Here is a 25,592-nt window from a genome sequence, read left to right as displayed (position 1 = left end):
GCGTCAAGCAAGCGATCGTCGCAAGGCGACCGCATCGCCTTGCGCGCGCAAGCGCGCCAGGGCCTCCTCCAGCCGCGCCTGCGGGAGTTCGGCCAGCCAGGGGGCGGAGGTGTAGAGCAGCGCGGCGCGCACCGCATGATGCGGATAGATCTCGCCCAGCAGCGCGCGATAGACGGCGAGCTGCGTGACATAGGCCGCGCCGATGTCCTTCACGCTTTCCGGCACCACCCGGTCCGTCTTGAAATCCACGATCAGCACATCGGTGTCGGTCACGCAGAGCCGGTCGACCTGCCCGGACACCTCGACCGCGCGCCCGTCGTCCAGCGTCAGCCGCCCGACCACGGGCACCTCGGTGCGGGCGCGGCCCGTGAACACCTGCGCGAAGCGCGGATCCTCCAGAACGGCGATGGCCTCGGCGGCAAGATCGTCGGCGCCGCCATCTTCCCCGGAGCCGACCTGGCCGGAGAGAAACCGCACGGCCGCGGCGCGCCGGTCCTCGGGGGGAAGGTCGGGCAGCAGTTCCAGCAGACGGTGCATCAGCCGGCCGCGCTCCAGCGCGGCCGAGGCCGCGTCGCGGGCGCGCGCCAGCGCATCCCCGAGCGCATCTCCGGCGGCAACGGGTTGCGGCCCCTCCTTCGTTTCCATCTCCTCGAAGGCGGCGGACGGCTGAAGACGCGGCGCGCGGGCCGGCGGATCGGCGGGCGTGATGAGCCAGTCCGGATCGCCTTCCGCTGTTTCGGTCGCCCCGGTCTCCTGCGCCCCCTCACCGGCCGGCGCGGCCCGCCGGCCCAGCAGCGGCGGCGCGGTCACCTTGCCGTCCGCCTGCCACACGCGGCAGGGCGCGCCGGTCGCCGTCTCGCCATCGCGCGCGGTGGGATCGAGCCCGGCGGCGATCAGCGCCTGCCAGCAGGCCTCGTGCTGCCCCTTGCGCGGCGCCCAGCCGCAGACGACCAGGCGGTCGCGGGCCCGAGTCATGGCGACATAGAGCAGCCGGCGATATTCCTCTTCCGCCGCGCCGCGCAAGTCGCCCAGCGCCGCCTCGTGCCAGGGTGTGCGTCCCTCCTTCGACGGCAGCCAGACGAGCGCCGGCGGCGCGCCGGGATCGCCGCCGCGGGGCGCTTTCAGAAAATCCGGATCGTGCTGCGCAACGACCGGCGCCGCCCCGCCATCGACCAGAATGACCAGCGGCGCCTCCAGCCCCTTGGCGCCATGCACGGTCATGATCCGCACGACCCCGCGCGCGGCGTTCAACTCGCGTTTCACTTGGGTCGGCGCGGCCGTGAACCAGGCCAGAAACCCCTCAAGCCCCGGCGTGCCGGTCTGCTCGAAGGCGATCGTGAGGGCCAGGAACTCGTCGAGCACATCGTCGACCTCGCTGCCCAGGCGGGTGCGAAACGCCAGCCGTCCGCCGTCGGCCCCGAGCAGGCGGCCGTAGAACTCGAAAGGCGGCATGAAGTCCGCCCGCGCCCGCCAGCTCTCGATGCGCGCCCGCACCCGCTCCCAGGCCGGCGTCTCGGTAGCCGCCTTGACCAGCGCCTGCCAGAGCGTTCCGGGGCGCAGGCGCTCGCCGTCGGGGCGGGCGAGGGCGAAGAGATCGTCGTCGTCGCAGCCGAACAGCGGGCTCTTGAGAACGGCGGCCAGCGACAGATCGTCTTCCGGCAACAGCAGGAAGCGGCCGAGCGCGATGAGATCCTCGACCGCGATATGCTCGTTGAGGATCAGCCGGTCGCTGCCGGCGACCGGCACGCCGGCGAGCTTCAGCGCCCGGGTCAGCGCGTCGACGAAGGGGCCGCGCTTGCGCACCAGAACCAGAACGTCGCCCGGATCGGCCTCGCCGCGCGTCTCCCAGGCGCGCACGGTCTGCGCGATGCGCTCGGCAAGGCGGATCATCGGGCTGTCCGCCGACAGCCGGTCGATGGGCGCGCGCCAGTCGTCGGGGATCTCGACGCTGGCCGCCTCCTCCGGCGGCCAGATCTCCACGTAGCCCGGCTCGTTGCGCCGGATCGCCTCGTGCACCGGCGGCGCCGGCTCCTGCGCGAGCCCCTTGTGGACGGCCGGGTCGGCGAACACCGCGTCCACCGCCGACAGCACGTCGGGACGCGAGCGGAAGGAGAGCGTCAGATCGACCCGCGAGAAGGGCGAGGCCGCGTCGCGCGCGCGAGTCTCGAAGAAGCGGCGCATCTCGGCGAAATAGGCCGGCACCGCGCCCTGAAACGAATAGATCGACTGTTTCTCGTCGCCGACCGCGAACAGCGTGCGGGTGCGCGGATTGGCCGAGGCGCCGGCGAAGAACTCCTCGGCGAGCGCGCGGATCACCTGCCACTGGTGCGGGCTCGTGTCCTGCGCCTCGTCCACCAGGATGTGATCGAGCCCCCGATCGAGCTTGTATTGCACCCAAAGGGCGGCATCGACGCGCGACAGCAGTGCGGCGGTGCGCACGATGAGATCCTCGAAATCCATCAGCCCGCGCCGCGTCTTTTCGCGCTCATAGGCCTGCAGCATGGCATCGGCGAGCCGCAGCGCGGCGGCCGTGCCTTCCAGCGTGTAGGCCGCGCGGCGCTTGTCGTTGAGCGCGACGAGCCGCGCCTGCTCGGCGACAAGCCGCTCCACGATCTGCGGATGCGCGGTCGCGACGGCCTTGGTGGCAAGCACCTTTGCCGGCTTCAGGTCCTTGGTCAGGAACGCCCGCTGCCAGGCCTCGCGAAAGCCCTCCGCATCGTCGCGGCGCAGGGCCGCGCCGGCCGCACGCAGGTGCCCGGCCCGGGTCTGGTCGGTCTTGCCGCCGGTGTCGAGCGCGTCGGCCACGGCGGAGATCTCACTTGGCGCGATCAGCGCCGCCTCGGCCATTTGCGTATCGAGCGCGGCGCGCGTCTCGCCGGGGCCGAGCCCGAAGAGCCGGAAGAGTTCCGCAATCGCCCGGTCGACGGGGCCGGCCTCCTGCAGCCAGCGGCGCAGCGTGTCGCGGGCGGCGACCAGCTCGCCGAGCACCGCCTCGACCTTGCTGTCCGGCATCTCCGCGATGAGAAAAACAAGCGCCCGGCCGAGCGGACTGTCGGGCGCGGCTTCCGCCCGGGTCAGAACCTGCGTACGCGCGGACGCCAGAAGATCCGCCGACTGGCGATCGTCCAGCACGGCGAAATGGCCGGCGACATTCGCCTCCAGCGGAAACTGATGGAGCAGCGCCTCGCAAAAGGCGTGGATGGTCTGGATCTTCAGTCCGCCCGGCGTTTCAAGCGCGGTCGCGAAGAGATGGCGCGCGCGCGCCAGCCTTTCCGCGTCCGGCGCCTTGCCCTCGATGCCGGCGACTTCCTCCGACAGGCGCGCGTCGTCGTAGCCGGTCCAGGTGCCGAGCGTCTCGAAGACGCGGGTCTGCATCTCGGCGGCCGCCGCCTTGGTGAAGGTCAGACACAGAATGCGCGAGGGCGGCGTGCCGGCGAGCAGCAGACGGATCACCCGTCGCGCCAGCACGAAAGTCTTGCCCGAGCCGGCATTGGCGCTCACCCAGGCGGAGCGCTCCGGATCGGCGGCCTCGGCCTGACGCGCCCGTGTGGCGGCGGGGATCTCGAAGCCGCTCATGCGCCGTCTCCTCCCGCGCCGGGTTCGCTCGCGAGCGCCCATTCGCGCACCCGGGCCAGATGATCGTACGCCCCGCTCACCTCCTGCTCCATCAGGACGCGGGCGCGGGAGAGATAGCCGGTCGCCGGATCTTCATAGCCGGCAAAGAGCCGTTTTGTGCGCAGCAGCGCTTCCGCCGCAAGCTCGGCCACGGCGGCCTCCTTCGGGTTGCGCCGGGCGACCTCCAGCGGCACGCGCCCGCCGGTCAGGCGCAGATAGACGAGATCGGTGACCGGCAGCGTCGCCTCGACGTCGGCGAAGGCACCCTCGGCGATCATCGCGGCTTCCAGCGGCAGCTGCGGGGCGAGCAGGGCGGAGACCTGGGCAAGGCTCGGCGCCTGACCCGTCTTGTAGTCGATCACCGAAAGCGTGCCGTCGCGGGTGCGGTCGATGCGGTCGGCGCGGGCGCTCAGGGTCACGGTCCGCCCCGGCGCAAGATCGAGATCCAGCGCGCCGGGGATTTCCAGATGCCGGCCGGCAACGGTTTCGGCCCCCTCCGCCTCGTGACGCACGAAGGCCCGCGCGATGCGCGTGAAGCGCAGCCACCAGATGGCGCGCACGGCCGGAAAGGCCTCGAAGGCCGCGAAACGCGCCCGGCCGAGATCGAGCAGATGCGCTTCCGCTGTCGCGTCGAAGGGTCCCGTCCAGCCGCTCAGGAAGTCGGCGAGAATGTCGTGAATCAGCGTGCCCTTTTCAGCCGCGCCCGGATCGCCGCCGATCGGATCCACGGGATCAAGCCCCAGCACCTTGCGGGCATAGATCGCGTAAGGATCGCGGATCAGCGTTTCGACCTCGGTGACCGACAGCCGCGCGGGCCGGGCCGCGACCGGCGGGGCGGGCGCCGGGCGGGCGGCAGGGCGGACGGGGCCGTCCGGCCGGTCGAGCCGGGCGGCGAGGTCTCGCCAGCCGTCCCCGCGCGCGCGCATCGCGGCAACCGGGCTCTCGGCACCGTCGCCGAGCAGCGTGGTCAGCCGCAGCAGCCAGCGCGAGGGCACGGTCGGCGCGCCATCGGCCCGCTCGGCCCGCGACAGCACCACGCGCCGCGCGCCCAGCGCCTGCTGGAAATCATGCGCCGCCGCGCCGATGCGCCGCTCCGGCGGATCGAGCCCGATGCCGTGCTTCATCGGCCGGTTGAGCCAGGGGTCGTTGCGCGTGCGCTGCGGCCAGGTGCCCTCGTTGAGCGCGCCCAGCACCACGAGATCGAACGGCTGCAGCCGGGCTTCCATGGGACCGAGAATGGCGATGCGCGGATCGCCGGGAAGACGCCGGCGCACATTCAGCCCGGACACGAGCGCCAGAAACACATCCGGCCAGTCACGGGCCGGCACGGCAAGCCCGGCGTCGCGGCCGTCGAGCATGTCGGCGAAGGCCTGCGCCAGCCCCTCGCCGGCCTCGCCGGCGTAAAGCTCGTCATGCCCGCCGGTCTCGTCGCGGGCAAGACGCCGCAGCACCTCCTCATGGGCAGCCACCAGATCCACGACGGGAACCGGTTCGCTGTCCTTCCCATCGCCGGCCTGTGCAGCGCTGGCCCCCGCCTCGCCGGCAAAGCCTTCGAGCGGCGCCAGCGCCTCGGCCAGCCGGTCGACGAGATCGAGCAGCGGCTCCCAGTCGGGGGCGTGCACGCGCTTCCAGCGCGGGGCGCGATGCTCCGGCGTCGCGACCGCCAGATCCCGCGCCGCCATCACGGCGTCCTTCAGGCCGCGCGTGCCGGTCTGGGGACGCGGGCCGCGCAGCACCGCCCGCTCCAGCACGCGGGCACTGGCGCGGACATCCTTTGCCGGCAAGCCAAGACGGGTCAGCGGGTGCTTCAAGAGGGCGAGCAGCGCCACCGGCTCCAGCCCGTCGAGCGAAAGCCGGGCGGCAAGCCGCGCCAGAACGCCGGGCGCGGTCTGGTCGAGCGGCCGTCCGGCGCTGTCGTCGGCCTGAATGCCCCAGCGCGTCAGTTCCACGATCACCCGGCGCGCAAGCGTCCGGTCGGGCGTGACCAGGGCCGCCGTCTGTCCCTCCGCCACCGCCTTGCGCAGAATGACGGCCGCCGTCAGCGCCTCCTCCGCCTCGTTGCGGGCGACCAGAAGATCTACCTCGGCGAAGGCCTCCTGAAGAGCGCGCGGGTCGAGCCCGCGCCGGATCTCAGGCCATCGGTCTGTCGTTTGCGCGGGCCGCAGCGCTTCCGCGACGATCCGGTCGCGCAGGGCGTGCGGCCCGCCGACCGGCGCGAGTGCGGCAATCTCGTCGCGGCGCACGCCGAGGCCCTGGACGAGCCGGGCCATGCCGTATTGCGGATGGCTCGGCGTGCCGGGCGTCTCGGGCGTTCCCAGGATCTCGGTCCAGGAGCGCGGGTCCAACGTCGCGTCGAAGCCGGGCAGCACGATGGTGCCCCGATCGAGCCCGGCGACGGCGGCCAGCAGATCGGCGGTGGCGGGCACCGAGCCGGTGGCGCCCGCGACGATGACCGGCCCGCGCGGACGCGTCGTGCGCAGGCGCTCCGCCTCGCGGCGGATGAGCGCGGAGCGGCGCGCCTTGGGGTCCATGGCGTTTTGCGCGGCCAGATGCTCGGGCCAGTGGCTCATCGCGATCTTGAGGAAATCCAGCGTAATCTGCCAGTAGCGGGCATGGTCCTCCGGTACGAGATCGGTCAGCCCCGCCCAGGAGATCTCCTCCGTCTCCATCTCGTCCATCAGCGCGATCAGATCGCCGGCGAGCCAGGCCGCGTCGGCGGCGGACGCCGGCGTGCGCAGCACGGCCTCCGCGCCAAGCTCCAGCACCTCGCGCCGCAACGCCCCTTCCCAGGCCTGCACGAGCCGCGTCATGGCGAGCTTGCGGTGCATGTCGGGCAGCGCCGGCGGCAGGCCGGCGACCTCGCGCGCGGCTCCCAGTTGCTGGGCGTCCTCGTCGACATCGCCCAGCGCGCGGATCGACGGCAGCAGCACGGCCGCGCGGTCGAGCCGCGCCTGAAAGAGCGCGGGCAAGGCGCGCGCCGCGCGGCGGGTCGGCAGGTAGAGCGTGACATCGGCCAGCGCCAGCGGATCGGCGACGAGATCGAGCCCCGGCACCAGACGACCCGAGACGATCTCGTCCACCAGCGTTTCGAGAAACGGCGCCGAGGGCGGGATGGTCACGATATCGGGCGCGGCACGGGCGGGCATTCACAAGGTCCTGAAGACAGAATTTCTTTCAAAAACAGTCTTTCGGCAGGCCTGCCGCCGGCAATCGCGTTTTCGGCGGCCGGTCCTTCGGCGTGGGCCCCGCCGGCACTCGATGTCGTCGGGGCCGGGCGCGCTTCAGGCCGCGCTGTCGCGGATCGCGCGTTCGGCCGCCTCGATCGCCTCGGGCGTGCCGACGTGCAACCACAGGCCTTCCATCTGCACACCGTAGAGCGTTCCCCGCTCGATCGCCACGTCGAAGAGGCGGTTGAGCGAGAAGGCGCCCGCCGGCGCGTCCGCGAAGAGCCGCGGATGCAGGATCGCCGCGCCGGCATAGGCGAAGGGCACGACGGCGCGTTCCGGCCGCCGGGTCAGCCGACCCTGCGGGTCCATCAGGAAATCGCCGCGCCCGTCGTAACCGACCGAATAGGCGTATTCCGACAGAAGCAGCATCGCGTCCATGCGGCTGTCGTCCCAGGCGCGCGCCAGATGCTCCAGGTTCGGGGTCACGCCCTCGATCCAGGTGCTGTCGGAATTGAGCAGGTAGAAGGGTGCCTCCCCCAGCAAGGGCAGGGCCCGGGCGATGCCCCCGCCGGTGTCGAGCAGTTCGGCGCGCTCGTCCGAGACGACCGCCTGCGGCGGGCCGGGCCGGCGACGCACATGCACGTCCACCAGATCGGCGAGGTAATGCACGTTGACGACGCAGGTCTCGACGCGCGCGGCGGCGAGCTTGTCGAAGGCCCGGTCGATCAACGCGCGGCCCGCGACCGAGATGAGCGGTTTCGGCGTTGTCGCGGTGAGCGGGCGCATGCGCTTGCCCATGCCGGCGGCCAGCACCATGGCGACACGTGGGCCCGTCTGCGCCGCTGCGTCCTGCGTCACCGAAACCACCGTTCCCTCGCTCATGTACCGTGTTCCTTCCCGTCCCGGGCCGCCGGCGGCGCCAGCGCCCCGGCGGCGTCGAGCCAGACCCTCAGGTCGTCAAGTGCCGGATGCGCCAGAGCGCGCATCAGATAGTCATGCACACGCGGCAGATGGGTGAGATAAGCCGGCTTCCCATCCCGCCGCGCGAGACGGACGAAGACACCGAGCACTTTGCTCGCCCGCTGCGCGGCCATGATCGCATAGTCACGCTGAAACCGCGCGACGTCGACCGCGGGGTCGACGGCGCGACACCGCTCCAGATAGCGCGCCACGAGCCGGGCTTCCAGATCGCGCGGCACGTCGACGCGCGCATCCATGGCAAGCGAGGCGAGATCATAGGCGGGCGAGCCCATCACCGCGTCCTGATAGTCGACGAGGCCGAGCCGGTCGTGTCCGCTCCGCTCCTCACGCCAGATCAGGTTGGGCGAATGGTAATCGCGCAGGACGAGAACGGGCTCGGCCTCCCCCACCGCCTCCAGCAGCGGCTGCCAGAGCCGGCGGAACGCAACGCGCGCCACCGCGTCGGGTGCGGCATCCACCTGGGGAAGATACCAATCGAGGAACAACTCGGCCTCGGCCAGCATCGCGCGCGGATCGAACGCGGGCACCCGGTAGATTCCGCCGCCACAGGACGCCGGAACCTCCAGCACGGGGCCGATCCGCCGCGCCTGCAGGTCGACCAGCAGGTCGACGGCCGCGAGATAGCGCTCCGCGACCGGCGCGCCGTCGTCGAGAAAGCTGCCCTGCCCGAGATCCTCCTGCAGCAGCAGCCCGGCCGGACAGTCGGCGGCGAAGGTTTCGGGCGCGCAGAAGCCAGCCGCGAGCAGCGCCGCCCCGACGGCGACCACGGGCACGAGATCGCGGGCCAGATGGACCTTTTCGGCGTAGCTTTCGGTGTCTCCCGCATCGCTCGGCGGCAGGTCGAGGACGGGGGCGTTCATCAGGATCGCCCGCCTCGCGGCGTGCCGGATCGTCTCATAGGCGCGCGGCGAGGCGTCGCCCTGCAGATAGCGCCGGGTTGCCGTGGCGAAGCCGGCCGCCTCCAGCAGCGCGCGGATCGCGCGTGTGCGCGCCAGACGCGCGATCCAGAACGCCTGCGACCCGTGAAATACAAGCCGGCGGCTGTCCGGACCGTCGTCAGCGGAAAAGCGGACCGTCAGCGCGTCGGCCGGCAGGCGTCCCGCGCCGCGCTCCGGCCATTCGACCAGCGCCGCGCCGCGTTCCAGCGCCTCGTCGAGACCCAGTTCGTCGAGTTCTTCCGGCTCCTCGAGCCGGTAGAGATCGAGATGGGCGACCTCGAAGCGGGGCAGCGGATAGGACTGGACCAGGGTGAAGGTGGGGCTTGGAACCTCGAGCGTGGCGTCATCGGCGAGCGCGCGGATCGCGGCGCGCGCGAAGGTCGACTTGCCGGCCCCCAGATCCCCGTCGAGGCAGAGGCAATCGCCGGGTGCGAGGATCATCGCCACGTCCTCGGCGAGACGCGCCGTCTCCTCCGGCGTGGCGCAGACCACGGTGAGGAGAAGGTCGTCAGCCGGTTCGGATCGGGCAGGGGTCGGCGCGGGATCCTCGCTCATGACGCGGGATCACTCGGCGGCGTGGCGGAGGGTGTCGGGTGCGAAGGGAAATCGGCAGACGACAGTGGTGCCGACCCCCTCTTCCGATTCGATGGCGACCGAGCCGCCATGCAGTTCGACGAAACTCTTGACGATGGACAGGCCGAGCCCGGCGCCGCGACGGCGCGCGCCCGCGTCGCGGCCGACGAAGCGCGCGAAGACCTGATCGAGCATGTCCTCGGGAATGCCGCAGCCGTGGTCGCGGACCTGAAACTCGATGGCATCGGACACCCGCGTGCAGGTCACGTCGATCCGTCCGCCGACATCAGAAAAGCGCAGGGCGTTGGAGATCAGATTGTACAGGACCTGACGCAGCCGGCGCTCGTCCGCCTCGATGGAGCCGACGTCGGCGGCCATGTCGAGGTTGAGCGCGATGCCGGATTCCGTCAGCCGGTCCTTCAGGCCCTCGACCGCCGCCTGCACGGTGCGCGCCACGTCGACGGAGGAAACGTCGAGTTCCATGATCCCGGCGTCGATGGTCGCCAGATCCAGAATGTCGTTGATGATCGCCAGCAGCGCGGAAGACGACGACAGGATGTAATCGACGTATTCGCCCTGCTTGGCCGTCAGCGGGCCGAACTTCGGGTCCGACAGGAGCTGGGCGAAGCCAATGATGTTGGTCAGCGGCGAGCGCAACTCATAGGAGACGTGCTGGATGAAAGCGTTCTTGAGCTGGTCCGCCTGCTCCAGCGCCACGTTCTTGTCGAGCAGCGCGCGCTCCACGTTCACCGAATCCGTGACATTGACGAAGGTGACGAGCGTGCCGCCATCGGGCAGCGGGACGGTCGCATAGTCGATGGCCTCGCCGTTGTCGCGCTCCATGCGCCCGCTCACCGGCTCGCGGTTTTCCGCAAGGCTGGTGATCGCGGTGACGAGGCGTTGCCAGACCTCGTTCTCCGCCGGTTCCAGCGCCTCGGGCAGCAGGATGCGGGTGACATGCGGGCTGTCGCCGAGCCGGTCGTCCACCAGGCTCCACATGCTCTCGAAGGCGGGGTTCCACAGCCGCAGCCGCCCGTCGGAGCCGAACACGGCAACCGCCTCCGACAGGTTGTCGAGCGTCTCGCCCTGAACCCGGATCAGCGAGTTGTAGCGGCTTTCCAGATCCAGCCGTTCGGTGACGTTTTCATAGATATAGGTCACGCCGCCCTGCGAATGCGGGTTGGCGATCACGCGCAGGGTGCGCCCGTCGGGCAGATGCCACCAGAATTCGCGCGCCTCGAGCGAGGTGTAGCTTTCCAGCAGCTTGTTGCGCCAGCCGCGATAATCCGCCTGCTCGGGCAGCTTGCGCGCCGCGCGCAGGGCATCGAGAAGCGCGCCGTCGGTCGGGTTGCCCTCCAGGAAACCGGGCTCCAGATCCCACAGGGCGGCGAAAGCGGCGTTGTGGAACTGCAACTTTCGGTCGGCCCCGAAGATCGCCACGGCGGTCGCCAGCTGGTCCAGCGTGCGGGCGTGGAAGTCGATGGTGCGCCCCAGCTCCTGACGCATGCGCTCCAGATCGCTGACGTCGATCGCCAGACCGCCGCTGCCACTGTCGATCGCAAGCTGCGTGACGTCGTAGATGCGCCGGGCGCCGGCCGACACCGCCGGCACGCGGGCCTGGGCCACGCCCCTGGCATCGCGGTCGGCGTCCATCGCCTTGCGGTTCTTCGCGTCAAGAAACTCCGTGCCTGCGGTGAGCGCCTCCTGCCGGCTCGCGCTGTCGACGGCGCGGGCATAGGCGTCGTTCACCCACACGAGCCTGCTGTCGGCATCGCGCAGCCAGGCCGGCGCCGGCACGCTGTCGAGCAGCGCGCGCAGCGTGTCCAGCTCGGCGGTCAGCGCCTCGTTGCTCTTGGCCAGAAGCGCCTGCGACTTGCGCTCGCCGGTCAGATCGCGCACCCGCATCACCGGGGCGCTCGCGGCCACGCGGCCGTCGATTTCCACCAGACCGCCACCTTGCGTGGGCAGCACCATGCGAAAGCCCTCGCCCTGCCGGCGCAGCCGGTCGACGGCCTGCTCCAGCGCGGACGCGGAGCGGGCGTCGAGCCAGGTGCCGAAGGCGAGCAGCCGGGTCGCCGAACGGGGAACGCCGGAGGCTTCGTCGAGCACGCCGGCGATCATCGGCTCGTCCTGACCGCCGGGCCAGACCACGAGACGCTGATCGTCGGAATCGATGAGGCTTTCCAGCCGGTCGAGGCGCGCGGTGAGCGCGGCGTTCTTCTGCAGCGCCTCGTCGAGCGATCCGGCGACCGCCTGACGGCCGCGCACCAGCGTGACGGCCACCGTGACGGCGAAGGTCACCGCGCCGCCGACCGCCGCCATCCAGACGATCTGCAGCGCGTCTAATCCGTTTGATGCGGGGGCGGCTGCGCCTTGCGCGGCGGCGAGCGCCGTGGACGACAGCAGGGCGACGAGGCCGCCGGCGGCGCGCAGGGCCGCCCCTCGACTCGAATGTCGCCATGCGCGGGTCTCGCGCGCATGTTGCAAGCCGTCCGCCGGCATCGTGTCAGATCCTTTACGCCGCAGGGAGCCAGAAGGGCTCGACCGGACAGTTCTGCCTCACGACCCGTCCGATTCGCAAAAACCATAACGCAAAGGCGAATCGCGCAGAAGGGTTCCGACCCCAAAAGAAAACGGGAGCCGTGTCATCCACAGCTCCCGCACAGCGGACCCGGCGACCGGAAAGGCCGGCGCGCGGGGGATCTCGTCAGGAAACTCCGGGCGGCCGGACGCGCCGGCCGCCGGGACGGATCAGTAGCGGTACTGGTCCGGCTTGAACGGGCCGGTCGTCTCGACGCCGATGTACTCGGCCTGCTCCTCGGTGAGCTCGGTCAGATCGACGCCGAGCTTTTCCAGATGCAGACGGGCGACCTTCTCGTCGAGATGCTTGGGCAGCACGTAGACGGAGTTGTCGTAGGCCTCGCCCTTGGTCCACAGTTCGATCTGCGCCAGCACCTGGTTGGTGAAGCTCGCCGACATCACAAAGGAGGGGTGGCCGGTCGCGTTGCCGAGGTTCAGCAGACGCCCCTCCGACAGCAGGATCATGCGATTGCCGTTGGGCATCTCGATCATGTCCACCTGCGGCTTGATGTTGGTCCACTTGTGGTTCTTGAGCGCGGCGACCTGAATCTCGTTGTCGAAGTGGCCGATGTTGCCGACGATCGCCATGTCCTTCATCGCACGCATGTGCTCGATGCGGATGACGTCCTTGTTGCCGGTGGTGGTGATGAAGATATCGGCCGTCGGCGCAACGCTCTCCAGCGTCACCACCTCGAAGCCGTCCATCGCCGCCTGCAGGGCGCAGATCGGATCGATCTCCGTCACCTTGACGCGCGCACCCGCGCCGCGCAGCGAGGCGGCCGAGCCCTTGCCCACGTCGCCATAGCCGCACACCACGGCGACCTTGCCGGCCATCATCACGTCGGTGGCGCGGCGGATACCGTCGACCAGGCTTTCCTTGCAGCCGTACTTGTTGTCGAACTTCGACTTGGTCACGCTGTCGTTGACGTTGATGGCCGGGAACGGCAGGTGCCCCTTCTTGGCCATCTGGTAGAGGCGGTTGACGCCCGTCGTCGTCTCTTCCGTCACGCCCTTGATCGCGGCGCGCTGGCGCACGAACCAGCCCGGCGAGGCGGCAAGGCGCTTGCGGATCTGCGCGAAGAGCGCTTCCTCTTCTTCCGAGGTCGGGTTCTCGATCAGATCGGTCTCGCCTTCCTCGACGCGCGCGCCCATCAGCACGTAGAGCGTGGCGTCACCGCCGTCGTCGAGGATCATGTTCGCCGGCTCGCCGCCGTCGAAATGGAAGATGCGGTCGGCGAAATCCCAGTATTCCTCCAGCGTCTCGCCCTTGTGGGCGAAGACCGGCACGCCGGCGGCGGCGATCGCGGCGGCCGCGTGGTCCTGCGTGGAGAAGATGTTGCACGACGCCCAGCGCACGTCGGCGCCCAGCGCGGTCAGCGTCTCGATCAGAACCGCCGTCTGGACGGTCATGTGCAGGGAGCCGGCAATGCGCGCGCCCTTGAGCGGCTTGCTGTCGCCGAACTCCTCGCGGCAGGCCATCAGGCCCGGCATTTCGGTCTCGGCGATGTCGATCTCCTTGCGGCCGAAGTCGGCCAGGGAGATGTCCTTCACGTGATAATCGGGTGCAGTCGTCATGGGTGTGATCCGCTCGTTTGTCATCGCGTTACCCGGCAAGAGCGCTTGCGCGGAACCGAGAGCCGGGCGGGATGCGCCGTCCCGGCATGTCCTGAATGTCCTCAAACGGGGCGGCGCCGGCGCTGTCGGCTCCCGGCGTGTCCGCCTTGTCCAGCCCTGCGGCCAGTCCAGCCTCTCGGCCTTTCCCGGCTTGTGGCCTTTCCCGGCTTGTGGCCTGTCCCGGCTGTCGACCATTCCCGGCGGTCAACCGGGGCCGGACCGCACGCCTCCCCGCGTGCCCCGCGCAAGGGAAACCCCCGCCGCGAGACTGCCCCGTCTTATAGAGAGACGCTCGATAGAAAGCAATAAGGATATAAAGATTTCTTTATATCCCGGGCGTGACGGTAAACGGACCGCTGTCTGCGCGTCCGGAGCGGCGCGACGGCAGGGAAGCACATGATGATGAAGGATCCGGGGGATGGGGCAGGGCACCGAACGCAGGCACAAGCGTGCCGGGGCCTTGGCCGAAGGCACCGGCCAGAGCGGCGCGCACGCCGGGATGTGCCGGGTTTGAGCCGAGAGACGCGCAAAAGCGGGCAGCCAACGGCGGACAGTCACGGATGCGGGACGGCACACGGCACAGGCAGCGCTCCGCTCGCGGCTCACGGTCGGATCGATGGTGCGCCGGTCGGAGGGGTCGTGCCTCAGTCGGTTTCGCCGAAGCCGCTTTCCACCAGATCGCGGATCGCGGCGAGCGCCGCGTCGGCCTCGGGGCCCGAGGCGCTGACGCGGATGCAGCAGCCCGGGCTCGCGGCCAGCATCATCAGCCCCATGATGGAGGTCCCGCCGACGGTCTGGCCGTCGCGGGTCACCGACACCTGCGCGTCGAAGCCCTCGACCAGCCGCACCAGCTTGGCGGAGGCGCGGGCATGCAGGCCCCGGCGGTTGACGATGGTCAGATCCTCGGCGCGGGTCGCATCGACGGGCGTGTCGGTCATGCTCATCCCTGCCCCGACAGAACCTGGCTGGCGACGGAGATGTATTTCTGACCGGCCTTGCGCGCTTCCTCGACCGCATCGGCGATGGCGCAGTCCTGGCGCACGCTCGCCAGCTTGATCAGCATTGGCAGGTTGACGCCGGCGATCACCTCGATCGTCTTTCCGTCCATCACCGAGATGGCGAGATTGGAGGGCGTGCCGCCGAACATGTCGGTCAGCAGGACCACGCCGCTGCCGTCGTTGACCTCCTTGACCGCGGCCAGGATGTCGTCGCGGCGCTGCTCCATGTCGTCATCCGGCCCGATGCAGATCGCCCCGATCTGCTCCTGCGGCCCGACGACGTGTTCCAATGCCGCCCTGAATTCTTCTGCCAGCCGCCCGTGCGTGACGAGTACGAGACCGATCATGCCCTGTCCGTCATCATGTTTGTGTCTGCCCGTCGCCGCGTGTGCCGGCCGCGCCCGGGCCCGCGCCGGACGCCCAATGTCTGAAAGCCGGCACTGCAGTGCAAGAAAAATCCGCGTCGTCTGCCGCCTTTTCCGGCACAGGCTCTCCAACGCCGCCTCGCCGGGGACGCATCCGCCCCATGTGTCACGCCGGCGGGGGCGCCCTCACCCCATGCCTTTCGCCGCCCGCCGCGAGACGCAGGACGCGCGCGACATCGAGCTGGCTCGGCGGAGAGGCGATGCACAGGCGCGGCAGGGCGATTCCTTCGAGCCGCGCAACGTCCTCGCCCGGATCCGGCAGCCGCGCGCATGTTTCCGCCGGCACCAGATCGACGATCAGCCGCACGATCGCGCGGGCCTCATGCGCCACGGCGACGATGCCGAGCCCGCGCCGCTCCCACAGTCCGGCGAGCGCGGTCGGCGGTTGCGCGACGAGCCGCGCGCCGCGTGCCGAAAGACAGACCCGGTCGTCGGCCACGTGCCGGGCGAAGGTCCCATGCGCCTGCGCGCTCAGCACCAATGCGTCCGCGAAGCCCGATTTGCCGCGCCCCGAGGGCCCGCGCACCAGCACGCCGCAGGCGCCGACAAGCACGCAGGAGGCATGGATCGTCGGCGCGCTCATCCCGCGCCGCGTTCGGCCGGAAGGCGCACGGTGAAGCGCGCGCCCAGAATCCGGGGGGCGCCGGTCGCCGGATCGGTATCTTCCCGATTCTCCACCGCGATGGTGCCGCGATGGGCCTCGACGATCTGCCGCGAGATCGACAGGCCGAGGCCGGAATTGTTGCCGAAGCCCTCGTCCTCCGGCCGGTCGGTGTAGAAGCGCTCGAAGATGCGGTCGGTCATCTCGGCCTTGATGCCGGGGCCGTCGTCGTCGACGGTGATCACCACACGGTCGCCGTCGCGACGCGCCTCGATGCGCACCCGCCCGCCCTCGGGCGAGAAGGAGCGGGCGTTGTCGATCAGGTTGTTGACGACCTGCGCCAGCCGGCTCTCGTGCCCGAGGATGCGATAGGGATGGCCGCGCCGCGACGGCGCGATGCGCACCTCGACGGGCGCCTCGCCGGAGGCCGCCCGCTCGTTGGCGAGATCGCTCACCCCGCGCAACAGCGCGGCGATGTCGACCGGCGCCGCATCGGCGCGTGCGAGTTCCGCATCCAGACGCGAGGCATCGGAGATATCTGTGATCAGCCGGTCGAGCCGGCGCACATCGTGCTGGATGATGTCCATCAGCCGGTCGCGCGATTCGTCGGTGCGGGCGAGCGGCAGCGTTTCCACCGCGCTGCGCAGCGAGGTCAGCGGGTTCTTCAGTTCATGCGCGACATCGGCGGCGAAGGTCTCGATCGCGTCCATGCGCATGTAGAGCGCGTTGGTCATCTCGCGCAGCGTGCGGGCCAGGTGACCGATCTCGTCGCGCCGGTCGGAAAACTGCGGGATCTCCTCGCGCGACTTGACGCCGCGCCGCACGCGTTCGGCGGCCGCCGCGAGCCGACGCACGGGGCCCGCGATGGTGCCCGCCAGCAGGATCGACAGCACCATGGTGACGGTGGCCGCGACCAGGAAGACGCGCATGATGGCGACGCGTTCGGCGCGCACGATGGCGTCGATGTCGCCGCCCTGGGTCGACAGCAGCAGCGAACCCAGCACCGCGCGGAACCTCTGGACCGGGACGGCGACGGACACGATCAGCTCGCCGCGCGGCGAGACGCGCACAACGCTTGCCGGCGAGCCCGCCAGCGCTGCCTCGACCTCCGGATAGGCCCGCCCGTTGCCGGCGCCGATTTCCTCGTAGAGCGGCAGGTCGCCACGCCGGAACCACAGTTTCACGTCGGCCCAGATCTGTTCCCACAGGCCCGGTTCCTCGGCCGTCGGCGGCGGCAGGTCGAAGCGCAGGATCTGGCCGCGGGCGTAGAGATGCCGGCTGTCGAGGATCAGGATGCCTTCGGGATCGTAGATCCGGGCGCGCGTCTTGGTCGGCGAGATCAGCCGGCGCAGGACCGGCGCCACCCGTTCCGGATTGATCGGGAAGTCCAGAAGCCGGCCGCTCTCGCTCGGCGAGATGCTCTCGCCCGCCTGCAATTGCAGAAGCTGTTCGGGATCGACCATCAGCCCGTCGGGCTCGACGGTCGCCGACGCCGCGATGGCCCCGGCGATGATCTCGCCCTGGGTCAGCAGGCTCTGCACGCGCGCGTCGATCAGCCCGGCGCGAAACTGGTTGAGATAGAGAATGCCGCCGACGAGCGCACACAGCGCCGCCAGATTGAGCACCAGAATGCGCCGGGTCAGCGACGACGTCAGATAGGGACCGAGAAACCCGCCGATGCGCGACAGCACCCGGCGGCGCAGGCGGCGGTTGCCGAGCGTGCGCAGCGCCGCGGAGGAGCGCTCCGCGCCGCCCGCCGCCGCGCCTTGCGCGCGCGGTCCTTCGCCTGTCCCGGTTTCGCTCACCATGTCCTGCCCCCGAGCGCGTGTCGCGCCTGTCCGGGCGTCCCGTCCCGACCCCGCGCGGGGTCAGCGCCTCGTGCCCGCGCGCACGTCAGCTTTCGCGGAAACGATAGCCGACGCCATACAGCGTCTCGATCATGTCGAAGCTGTCGTCGACCAGCTTGAACTTCTTGCGCAGACGCTTGATGTGGCTGTCGATGGTCCGGTCGTCAACATAGACCTGATCGTCATAGGCCGCATCCATCAGCGCATTGCGGCTCTTCACCACGCCCGGGCGATGCGCCAGCGCATAGAGAATGAGAAACTCGGTGACCGTCAGCGTCACCGGCTTGCCCTTCCAGGTCGAGGTGTGGCGCTCCTGGTCCATCACCAGATCGCCGCGCTCCAGCAGCTTGTCGCTCTCCGGCTTCGACGCGGTGGCGTCGCGCGGCTGCACGCGGCGCAGGACCGCCTTGACGCGCTCCACCAGAAGGCGCTGGGAAAAGGGCTTCCGGATGAAATCGTCGGCGCCCATCTTGAGACCGAAGAGCTCGTCGATCTCGTCGTCCTTGGAGGTCAGGAAGATCACCGGCAGGTCGGATTTCTGGCGCAGCCGGCGCAGCAGTTCCATTCCGTCCATGCGCGGCATCTTGATGTCGAAGATCGCAAGATCCGGCGGATCGGTGATGAGCCGGTCGAGCGCGGACGCGCCATCCGTATAGGAGTGGACACGATAGCCCTCGCTCTCCAGCGCGATCGAAACGGATGTCAGAATGTTGCGGTCGTCGTCCACAAGCGCAATCGTCGGCATGTTCCGGGTCCTGCCCCCATTTTCGGTCGTGTCGGTGTCGTTGTACCAGCCTTGCCGGTGAAAATGCGCGCAAATTATGACGCGGCTCGCCGCACGGCCCGGGCTCAGCGCGCGTCGCCCGGGCGCTCTGCGTGCCGCGCGACCTGCCGGCGGAAGCGCAGGAGAAGACCGGCGAGCGAGACGACGATGCCGGCGAGCAGTCCCCCGATCAAGCCGCCCGCGCCCAGATCGAACATCAGCCCGCCGGCCCAGGCGACCGGGATTCCCACCAGCCAGAAGGCGGCGATCTGCCAGGCCGTCGGCCACCACACGTCGCCGAGCCCCCGCAGCGCGCCGAGCGCCACGCCCATGCCCGCGTCGACCGACAACAGGAAGGCGGCGACAAAAAGCGCCTCGCGCGCCGCCGCGACCGTGCGCGGGTCGGCGATCACCAGCGAGGCGACCTGTTCCGGCGCGACGACAAAGGCAATCGCCACCGGCACCGGCCAGAGCGTGCCGAGCCCGATGCCGACCCAGCCGGCCCGGGCGGCCTCGGCCGCACGCCCCTCGCCCACCGCGCGCCCGACCCGGATCGCCGTGGCGCCGGCCGTGCCGATCGCCATCATGAAGGTCAGCGTGACCAGGGTCATCGTGGTCTGATAGGCGGCCAGTTGGGCCGTGCCGATCAGGCCCGCCATCATCACCACGGCGGCGAAGGCGGCGCTTTCGATGCCCTGCGCCAGACCCATCGGCAGCCCGAGGCGACGCAGCCGGGCGGCGACCGGCCCGGTGAGCAAACGCCCGTCCGCGACCGCGCGCTTGCCGAATGACAGAATATGAAAGGTGTCAATCCGCAGCGCCTGAATCAGAAGGATCGCCGCGAGCGTCAGGCCGGCCCCGGTGCGCGCGATGGAACTGGCGAGCATGATGCCCTCCGCGCCGAGCGCCGGGATCACGTCTCCCCACCCGGAGCCGAGGGCGAGGTTCAGCGGCACATTGACGAGATTGGCGAGCAGCATGATCGCCATGCCCGTCTTGGGTCGGCCGGTCGCTTCCATGAACAGGTTGCAGACGATGAACAGGAGCGTGCCGGGCATGCCGAGGCCGAAGGCGAACGACACCCGCGCCGCCCCCTCGACCAGGTCCGGGGCATGGCCGATGGCGCGGAAGAACGCGCCGGCCCCGAGCGACAGCAGCAGGATCGCCACCGCCAACAGGAGGGCGTGCACCACCGACGCACGGAAGATCGTGCCGATGCGCGGCATGTCGCCCGCCCCGACCGCCTGGGACACGAGCACGGCGGTCGCCTGCAGCGCGCCCACGGCGATCAGCATCAGGGTCAGTTGCGGCGCAACGCCGAGGCCGAACTGCGCAAGCGGTTGCGCACCGAGGTGTCCGGCCATGATCGTGTCGACGGTGAACATGACCACCAGCGCCGCCCGCGCGACGATGATCGGCAGCGCCAGCGTCACGGTCCGGCGCACATGCCAGGACACGGGCGCGACCGGCGGCGAGAAGGAGGGCTGGGCGGACAGGGTCATCGGTCACCTGCACTCTGGGGTTATCGACCATCCGGCGGCGGGATCCCCGGCACGGACCTGTGGGACATCGGATCGAGGCCCGACCGGAGCTTTACAAGAGGTCGGCAAGAGGTCGGCAAGGGTTCGGGCGTGGAAATCCGAAAGCGTCGGGCGCGCCGGAGCGTCGCCGCCGATCCTCCCGTTCCCCTCGCCGGAGCGGCCGAATAATTTAACCGCGTGAAGAAAGATATTTCGGCTTATCGCACATTTAATCGATTTAGGCACCTCACTGAGACGGAGGTAATGCTTGTTGATCCGCGGGCCATCCACTAGGTTCGCGAGGCCTCGCGGAGCGGCAGAGCGAACCCGTGCCCCTGGACCCGTATCCGGACCCGTCTCATGGCCCCGCATCCCGGGGCCCGTACCTCGGGACCAACGGAAAGGGACGGCAGAGCGACGCCGTCCCATAGCTGGCAGTTGGATCACGGCACGAATGGATCACGGCTCGGCCAGCAAGGCCCGCGCGATCCAGGCCGTATCCCGCGCGCGACCGCCCTGGGGTGCGTCCGCCAACCGGGATGCGACCGAATGCAGGGAAACCAGGTCTTGCTTTCGCCGACGCGGCGGGTAGGACACGTGACGGATCGGGCCGAATTGGCGGCCGGGTCGATTTCTTGGGGCCGGCCACGCAGATGGACCGGCAACGACAGGCCGGCGACAAACCGGCAGGCGGAACGCGAAAGCGCGCCACGGTGGAAACGCAGACGTGGAAACGCAGACAAGGACCTCGGAAAAATGGCGGATCAGGGCGTAGTGCTTCCCTCAAACCCCGCGGAGATGGGCGGTTTGACGGATCTCGCAGGGCTTCATCACAACCTTACCGCGCCCGCGCTTTATGAAGAGGCCCTGCGTCGCGGCGAGGCCGAGCTGGCCGACGGCGGCGCCCTGGTGGTCGAGACCGGCGTCCACACCGGCCGCTCGCCCAAGGACAAGTTCGTCGTCCATGACGACACCACCCGCGACAGCGTGTGGTGGGACAACACCGCCGAGATGAGCGCCGAGTCCTTCGCCACGCTGCACGCCGACATGATCGCCCACGCCAGGGGCATGGAGCTCTTCGCGCAGGATCTCTACGGCGGCGCCGACCCCGCGCATCGCATCAACGTGCGCGTCTTCACCGAATATGCCTGGCATTCGCTGTTCATCCGCAACCTGCTGATCCGACCCGAGCGCGCCGACCTCGCCCGCTTCTCGCCCGAGATGACGATCATCGACCTGCCAAGCTTCAAGGCCGATCCCGCCCGCCACGGCTGCCGCACCGAAACGGTGATCGCCTGCGACTTCACCAACAAGATCGTGCTGATCGCCGGCACGTCCTACGCCGGCGAGATGAAGAAGTCGGTCTTCTCGCTGCTGAACTTCCTTCTGCCCGACCAGGGCGTGATGCCGATGCACTGCTCCGCCAACGTCGGCGAGGACGGCGACACCGCCGTCTTCTTCGGCCTGTCGGGCACGGGCAAGACCACCCTGTCGGCCGATCCGACGCGCACGCTGGTCGGCGACGACGAGCACGGCTGGGGTCCGGAAGGCATCTTCAACTTCGAGGGCGGCTGCTACGCCAAGACGATCAAGCTGTCGGCGGAAGCGGAGCCGGAGATCTTCGCGGCCACCAAGCGCTTCGGCACGGTGCTGGAAAACGTCGTGCTCGACACCGACACGCGGGTGCCCGACTTCGACGACGGCTCCAAGACCGAAAACACCCGCTGCGCCTATCCGATCGATTTCATCCCCAATGCCAGCGCGACCGGCCGGGCGCCGCAGCCCAAGAACATCATCATGCTCACGGCGGATGCCTTCGGCGTGCTGCCCCCGATCGCCCGGCTGACGCCGGCCCAGGCGATGTATCACTTTCTGTCCGGCTACACGGCGAAGGTCGCCGGCACGGAAAAGGGCGTGACCGAGCCCCAGGCCACCTTCTCGACCTGCTTCGGCGCCCCCTTCATGCCGCGCCATCCCTCGAGCTACGGCAATCTGCTGCGCACGCTGATCGCCGCGCACAATGTGGATTGCTGGCTGGTCAACACCGGCTGGACGGGCGGCCCCTATGGCGTCGGCCACCGCATGCCGATCCGCGCCACCCGCACCCTGCTCGGCGCCGCGCTGGACGGCTCGCTGCGCGACGTCGCCTTCCGCAAGGACGCGAACTTCGGCTTCGAGGTGCCGGTGGAAGTGCCGGGCGTCGACGCGTCGATCCTCGATCCGCGCTCGACCTGGTCCGACCCCACCGCCTACGACGCGCAGGCCGCCAAGCTGGTGGAGATGTTCGTGTCGAACTTCGCCACCTTCGAGGCGCATGTGGACAACACCGTCCTGGACGCGGCCCCCGCCACGCGCACCGCGGCCGAATAAGCCGCCTCCGCCAATCGGGTTTTCGGGCGCGTCGGTCTCCGGCGCGCCTTTTCATTTCAGGCTGTTGTCCGTTTCGCCGAGCCGACGGCTGCACCAAAGGCCAAGCCTCCCGCCCGCGTTGCCCCTGTGCGCGCGGGCGCGGGCGACCTATACTCCGGCCAGGTCATTCTTCGGCCAAGGAGGACACCGCCATGCAGACCGCCCCCGCGCCGACATCCCCCCTCCCCGGTCCGGGACAGGACGATCCGCTCGCGCTCGCCGAAGCCTGGAGCAAGGCCGGCCGGCAGGTCGCGCTCGCCACCGTCGTCGAGACCTGGGGCTCCGCCCCGCGCCCCGTGGGCGCGCATCTCGTCATCGACGCGGAGGGCAACTTTCAGGGCTCCGTCTCCGGCGGCTGCGTCGAGGGCGCGGTCGTGGCGGAGGCGGTCGACGTGATCGAGACCGGCAAGGCGACCATGCTCGAGTTCGGCGTCGCCGACGAGACCGCCTGGCGCGTCGGCCTGTCCTGCGGCGGACGCATCCGCGTCTACGTGGAACCGGTGCGGACCGCGGGCGCGGGCTGACGCCAACGCGCCCGTCGCCTTCCCCGGTCTTCGCCCCACTTGCCGTCTCGACCCGCTCCAGGGTCTTCCCCGCTTCAGGACCGCCCCCGTCATGGATCTCGACCTGCTGTCCCGGCTGAACGCCGCCCGCGCCGGCCGTCGCGCCGCCGTTCTCGTCACCGATCTGGACACCGGTGCCCAGCGTCTGGTGACCCCACAGGACGATCTCACCGCCGATCCGCTCGCCACGGAGATCGCCGCGCGCTTTCGCTCCGGCAAATCGGGGCAGGTCACAACGCCCGAGGGCGCGACCGCCTTTCTCACCGTCTCCGTGCCGCCGCCCCGGCTCGTGCTGATCGGCGCGGTGCACATCAGCCAGGCGCTGGTGCCGATGGCGCGGCTTGCCGGCTTCGACACGATCGTCATCGACCCGCGCACCGCCTTCGCGACCGAGGATCGTTTTCCCGACGGACGGCTCGTCGCCGAATGGCCGGCGGACGTGCTGGAGGAGATCGCGCTCGATCCCTACACCGCGCTCGCCGCCCTCACCCACGACCCCAAGATCGACGACACGCCGCTCGTCGCGGCCCTTTCTGCCGGCTGCTTCTATGTCGGCGCGCTCGGCAGCCGCAAGACCCACGCCAGGAGGCGCGAGCGGTTGAGCGAGGCCGGCGTGACGACGGCCGATTTCGCGCGCATCGACGCGCCCATCGGCGCCGACATCGGCGCCGCGTCGCCGGCCGAGATCGCCGTTGCGGTGCTCGCCAATGTGATCGCGGCGCTGCGCAAGGGACCGGGAGACGGGTCGTGAAATTCGGCGAGATCGCGACCGCCGAGGCCGAGGGCACGCTGCTCGCCCACACGGTGCGGCTGCCCGACGGCGCACTGAAGAAGGGCCACCGGCTGACGCCGGCCGACGTGGCACGGCTGATCGCGAATGGCATCGACACGGTCGTCGCCGCGCGCCTCGACGCGCGGGACTGCCATGAGGACACGGCGGCCGACCGGCTGGCGCGGGCCGCCGCCGCCGGCGGGCTGTCGCTCGAGCCGCCCTTCACCGGACGCGTCAACCTGCATGCCGAGGCCGATGGCATCCTGATGGTCGAGCGGAGCGCGGTCGACGCGCTCAACCGGATCGATCCCGCCATCACCTTCGCCACGCTGCCGGCCTTTGCCCGGGTGACGCGCGGGCGCATGGTCGCCACCGCCAAGATCATCCCCTTCGCGGTTCCCGAACCGCTGATCGCGGAGGCCGAACGCCGGGCCGCCGGGGCTGTGCGGCTTGCCCCGTTCCGCGCCCGCGATGTCGGGCTGGTCGCCACCGTGCTGCCGCACCTCAAGGAGAGCGTGCTCGACAAGACCCGACGGATCACCGAGGCGCGGCTTGCCGTCTCCGGCTCCCGCCTCATCGGCGAGGCGCGCGTGGCGCACGCGGTTTCGGCCACGGGGGAGGCGCTCAAAGCCCAGGTCCGAGAGGGCGCGCAGATGCTGCTTGTCTTCGGCGCCTCGGCCATCGTCGACATCGACGACATCATCCCGACCGCGATCCGCGCGGCGGGCGGCCGGATCGTGCATTTTGGCATGCCCGTCGATCCCGGCAATCTGCTGCTGGTCGGCGAGCTCGACGGCATTCCTGTGATCGGCGCGCCGGGCTGCGCGCGCTCGCCCAAGGAAAACGGCTTCGACTGGGTGCTCGACCGGCTGATGGCCGATTGCCCGGTCACCGCCGACGACATCATGGGGATGGGGGTCGGCGGTCTCCTGATGGAAATCGGCTCCCGTCCGCAGCCGCGCGCCCGCACCCCGGCGGCGGCGGCGCGCGCGCGGAACGTGGCCGGGGTTCTTCTGGCCGCCGGTCAGGCGCGACGCGCCGGCGGCGTCAACAAGCTGCTCGCCCGCCTCAACGGCACGCCTCTGGTGCGTATCGCCGCACAGGCCGCCCTCGACAGCGGCCTGTCCTCGCTCACCGTCGTGACCGGGCACGAGGCGCCGGCCATCGCCGCCGCGCTCGACGGCCTGAACCTCACGCTCGTCCACAATCCGGACTTCGCCGAGGGCATGGCCGGCTCGCTGCGCACCGGCGTGCAGGCGTTGCCGTCCGAGACCGATGCCGCCGTCATCCTGCTCGCCGACATGCCCTTCGTGTCGTCGGCCGACATCGACGCGCTGATCGCGGCCTATCGTCCGGAAGAGGGGCGGACCGTGGTGGTCTCGACCGTGGAAGGCAAGCGCGGCAATCCCGTGCTGTGGGACCGGACACATTTCGAGGCCCTCACCCGGCTGGAAGGCGACACGGGCGCGCGCCATCTGATCGAATCCGCCGGTGACCATCTGGCGCGGGTTGAAATCGGGGCCGCGGCGCGCCAGGACCTCGACACGCGCGCCGCGCTCGATGCCGTGGGCGCGCGGACGGCGCTTGACGGCGACACCGATTGACAACGGTTTCGTGGCGAGGCCGCTGCGTCCGCGCGCCGCGCAAACCCGCCGCACGGACCTACGGAATTGGCAGGATGCCGGCAGCCGCGCATGAACCACATCGCTGCACTGCACTATGTTCATGGCTCCTATGCGGAGTCCGCGCTTTCCACAGGGCAATGTGACACTTATATAACGGTCACCATTATTCGCCGGTCGCATGAGGCAGCCCGGCTTTTTCCAGCGCAGATCCGTCCAACGCGCGATGCCCGTCAGGGCAGCGCAGGTCCGTTCAAAGCGCGATGCCCGCAAGGGTGTCGGCGAGAGACGTTGACCGGCCCGTGTCGGTGTCGCGCCTGATCAGGGGTATGAACCATGAGCGAGCTTCGTTTGCCGCGCGCCGGACAGTGCAAGTGGGCCGAGGGCACCGGCGGCAACTACGTCTTCCCGTGCAAGAACCGCGTGGAGCCGGGCGTGTCCTACTGCGACGAGCACCGCGCGCTCGTCTACATCTCGCCGGAAGAGCGCCGCCGCAACCGCGAGAACGCGCCGGTCGCCTTCCGCCAGCAGAAGCGGATCGCGGCGTAACCGCCCGGTCGATCCGCCGATCTTTTCAAGAGGCCGTCCTTTTCGGGCGGCCTTT

17 protein-coding genes are annotated in these 25,592 nt (G+C 70.1%); 5 read left to right on the top strand and 12 right to left on the bottom strand.

The window, feature by feature from the left end; all coding sequences use genetic code 11:
• Positions 1 to 3 precede the first annotated feature (3 nt).
• From addA to ABL312_RS19500, 12 genes are all read right to left on the bottom strand, one after another.
• Positions 4 to 3,576, bottom strand: coding sequence for a double-strand break repair helicase AddA (gene addA, locus ABL312_RS19555; protein WP_349359069.1), 3,573 nt, complete (start codon positions 3,574 to 3,576; stop codon positions 4 to 6).
• A complete protein-coding gene (gene addB / locus ABL312_RS19550) occupies positions 3,573 to 6,761 on the bottom strand; it encodes a double-strand break repair protein AddB (RefSeq protein WP_349359068.1) in 3,189 nt (1,062 codons plus the stop codon). The genes addA and addB overlap by 4 nt, the downstream gene beginning before the upstream one ends.
• A 135-nt stretch (positions 6,762 to 6,896) precedes the next feature.
• Positions 6,897 to 7,664, bottom strand: a complete 768-nt coding sequence (locus ABL312_RS19545; protein WP_374730157.1) for a nucleotidyltransferase family protein — start codon at positions 7,662 to 7,664, stop codon at positions 6,897 to 6,899.
• Entirely contained in the window at positions 7,661 to 9,256 is a 1,596-nt protein-coding gene (gene tsaE / locus ABL312_RS19540) for a tRNA (adenosine(37)-N6)-threonylcarbamoyltransferase complex ATPase subunit type 1 TsaE (RefSeq protein WP_349359067.1), read from the bottom strand. The genes ABL312_RS19545 and tsaE overlap by 4 nt, the downstream gene beginning before the upstream one ends.
• A 9-nt stretch (positions 9,257 to 9,265) precedes the next feature.
• Positions 9,266 to 11,776: an ATP-binding protein gene (locus tag ABL312_RS19535; RefSeq protein WP_349359066.1), complete on the bottom strand. Its 2,511-nt coding sequence runs from the start codon at positions 11,774 to 11,776 to the stop codon at positions 9,266 to 9,268.
• Positions 11,777 to 12,025: 249 nt separating this feature from the next.
• Positions 12,026 to 13,429 (bottom strand): adenosylhomocysteinase, encoded by a 1,404-nt coding sequence (ahcY, locus tag ABL312_RS19530; protein WP_349359065.1) that lies wholly within the window; start codon positions 13,427 to 13,429, stop codon positions 12,026 to 12,028.
• A 683-nt stretch (positions 13,430 to 14,112) separates the two neighbouring features.
• Entirely contained in the window at positions 14,113 to 14,412 is a 300-nt protein-coding gene (locus ABL312_RS19525; RefSeq protein ID WP_374730156.1) for an HPr family phosphocarrier protein, read from the bottom strand.
• Complete coding sequence (locus ABL312_RS19520; RefSeq protein ID WP_349359063.1) at positions 14,409 to 14,813, bottom strand: PTS sugar transporter subunit IIA; 405 nt, start codon at positions 14,811 to 14,813, stop codon at positions 14,409 to 14,411. The genes ABL312_RS19525 and ABL312_RS19520 overlap by 4 nt, the downstream gene beginning before the upstream one ends.
• Before the next feature lie 184 nt (positions 14,814 to 14,997).
• Positions 14,998 to 15,474: a serine/threonine protein kinase gene (locus ABL312_RS19515; RefSeq protein ID WP_349359062.1), complete on the bottom strand. Its 477-nt coding sequence runs from the start codon at positions 15,472 to 15,474 to the stop codon at positions 14,998 to 15,000.
• Positions 15,471 to 17,300, bottom strand: coding sequence for a sensor histidine kinase (locus ABL312_RS19510; RefSeq protein ID WP_349359061.1), 1,830 nt, complete (start codon positions 17,298 to 17,300; stop codon positions 15,471 to 15,473). The genes ABL312_RS19515 and ABL312_RS19510 overlap by 4 nt, the downstream gene beginning before the upstream one ends.
• Positions 17,301 to 17,385: 85 nt before the next feature.
• Positions 17,386 to 18,084, bottom strand: a complete 699-nt coding sequence (locus tag ABL312_RS19505) for a response regulator transcription factor (protein ID WP_349359060.1) — start codon at positions 18,082 to 18,084, stop codon at positions 17,386 to 17,388.
• Positions 18,085 to 18,188: 104 nt separating this feature from the next.
• Positions 18,189 to 19,604 carry an MATE family efflux transporter gene (locus ABL312_RS19500; RefSeq protein ID WP_349359059.1) on the bottom strand — a complete coding sequence of 472 codons (1,416 nt, stop codon included), beginning with the start codon at positions 19,602 to 19,604 and terminating at the stop codon, positions 18,189 to 18,191.
• Positions 19,605 to 20,420: 816 nt separating this feature from the next.
• On the opposite strand from ABL312_RS19500, the gene ABL312_RS19495 reads away from it, so the two are divergent.
• From ABL312_RS19495 to ABL312_RS19475, 5 genes are all read left to right on the top strand, one after another.
• Complete coding sequence (locus ABL312_RS19495; protein WP_349361469.1) at positions 20,421 to 21,992, top strand: phosphoenolpyruvate carboxykinase; 1,572 nt, start codon at positions 20,421 to 20,423, stop codon at positions 21,990 to 21,992.
• 191 nt (positions 21,993 to 22,183) lie between these two features.
• The gene (locus ABL312_RS19490; protein ID WP_349359058.1) at positions 22,184 to 22,555 is read left to right on the top strand and encodes an XdhC family protein; all 372 of its coding nucleotides are present in this window, start codon (positions 22,184 to 22,186) and stop codon (positions 22,553 to 22,555) included.
• A 91-nt stretch (positions 22,556 to 22,646) separates the two neighbouring features.
• Complete coding sequence (locus tag ABL312_RS19485) at positions 22,647 to 23,345, top strand: XdhC family protein (RefSeq protein WP_349359057.1); 699 nt, start codon at positions 22,647 to 22,649, stop codon at positions 23,343 to 23,345.
• Positions 23,342 to 24,970: a molybdopterin-binding/glycosyltransferase family 2 protein gene (locus tag ABL312_RS19480; protein WP_349359056.1), complete on the top strand. Its 1,629-nt coding sequence runs from the start codon at positions 23,342 to 23,344 to the stop codon at positions 24,968 to 24,970. Before ABL312_RS19485 ends, ABL312_RS19480 begins: the two co-directional genes overlap by 4 nt.
• A 354-nt stretch (positions 24,971 to 25,324) precedes the next feature.
• A complete protein-coding gene (locus tag ABL312_RS19475; RefSeq protein ID WP_349359055.1) occupies positions 25,325 to 25,537 on the top strand; it encodes a hypothetical protein in 213 nt (70 codons plus the stop codon).
• Positions 25,538 to 25,592: the final 55 nt, after the last annotated feature.

This window comes from Stappia sp. (assembly GCF_040110915.1).
Classification (GTDB): Bacteria; Pseudomonadota; Alphaproteobacteria; order Rhizobiales; family Stappiaceae; genus Stappia.
The sequence above is the reverse complement of the archived record's forward strand: the minus strand, read 5'-3'. Positions and strand labels throughout refer to the sequence as shown.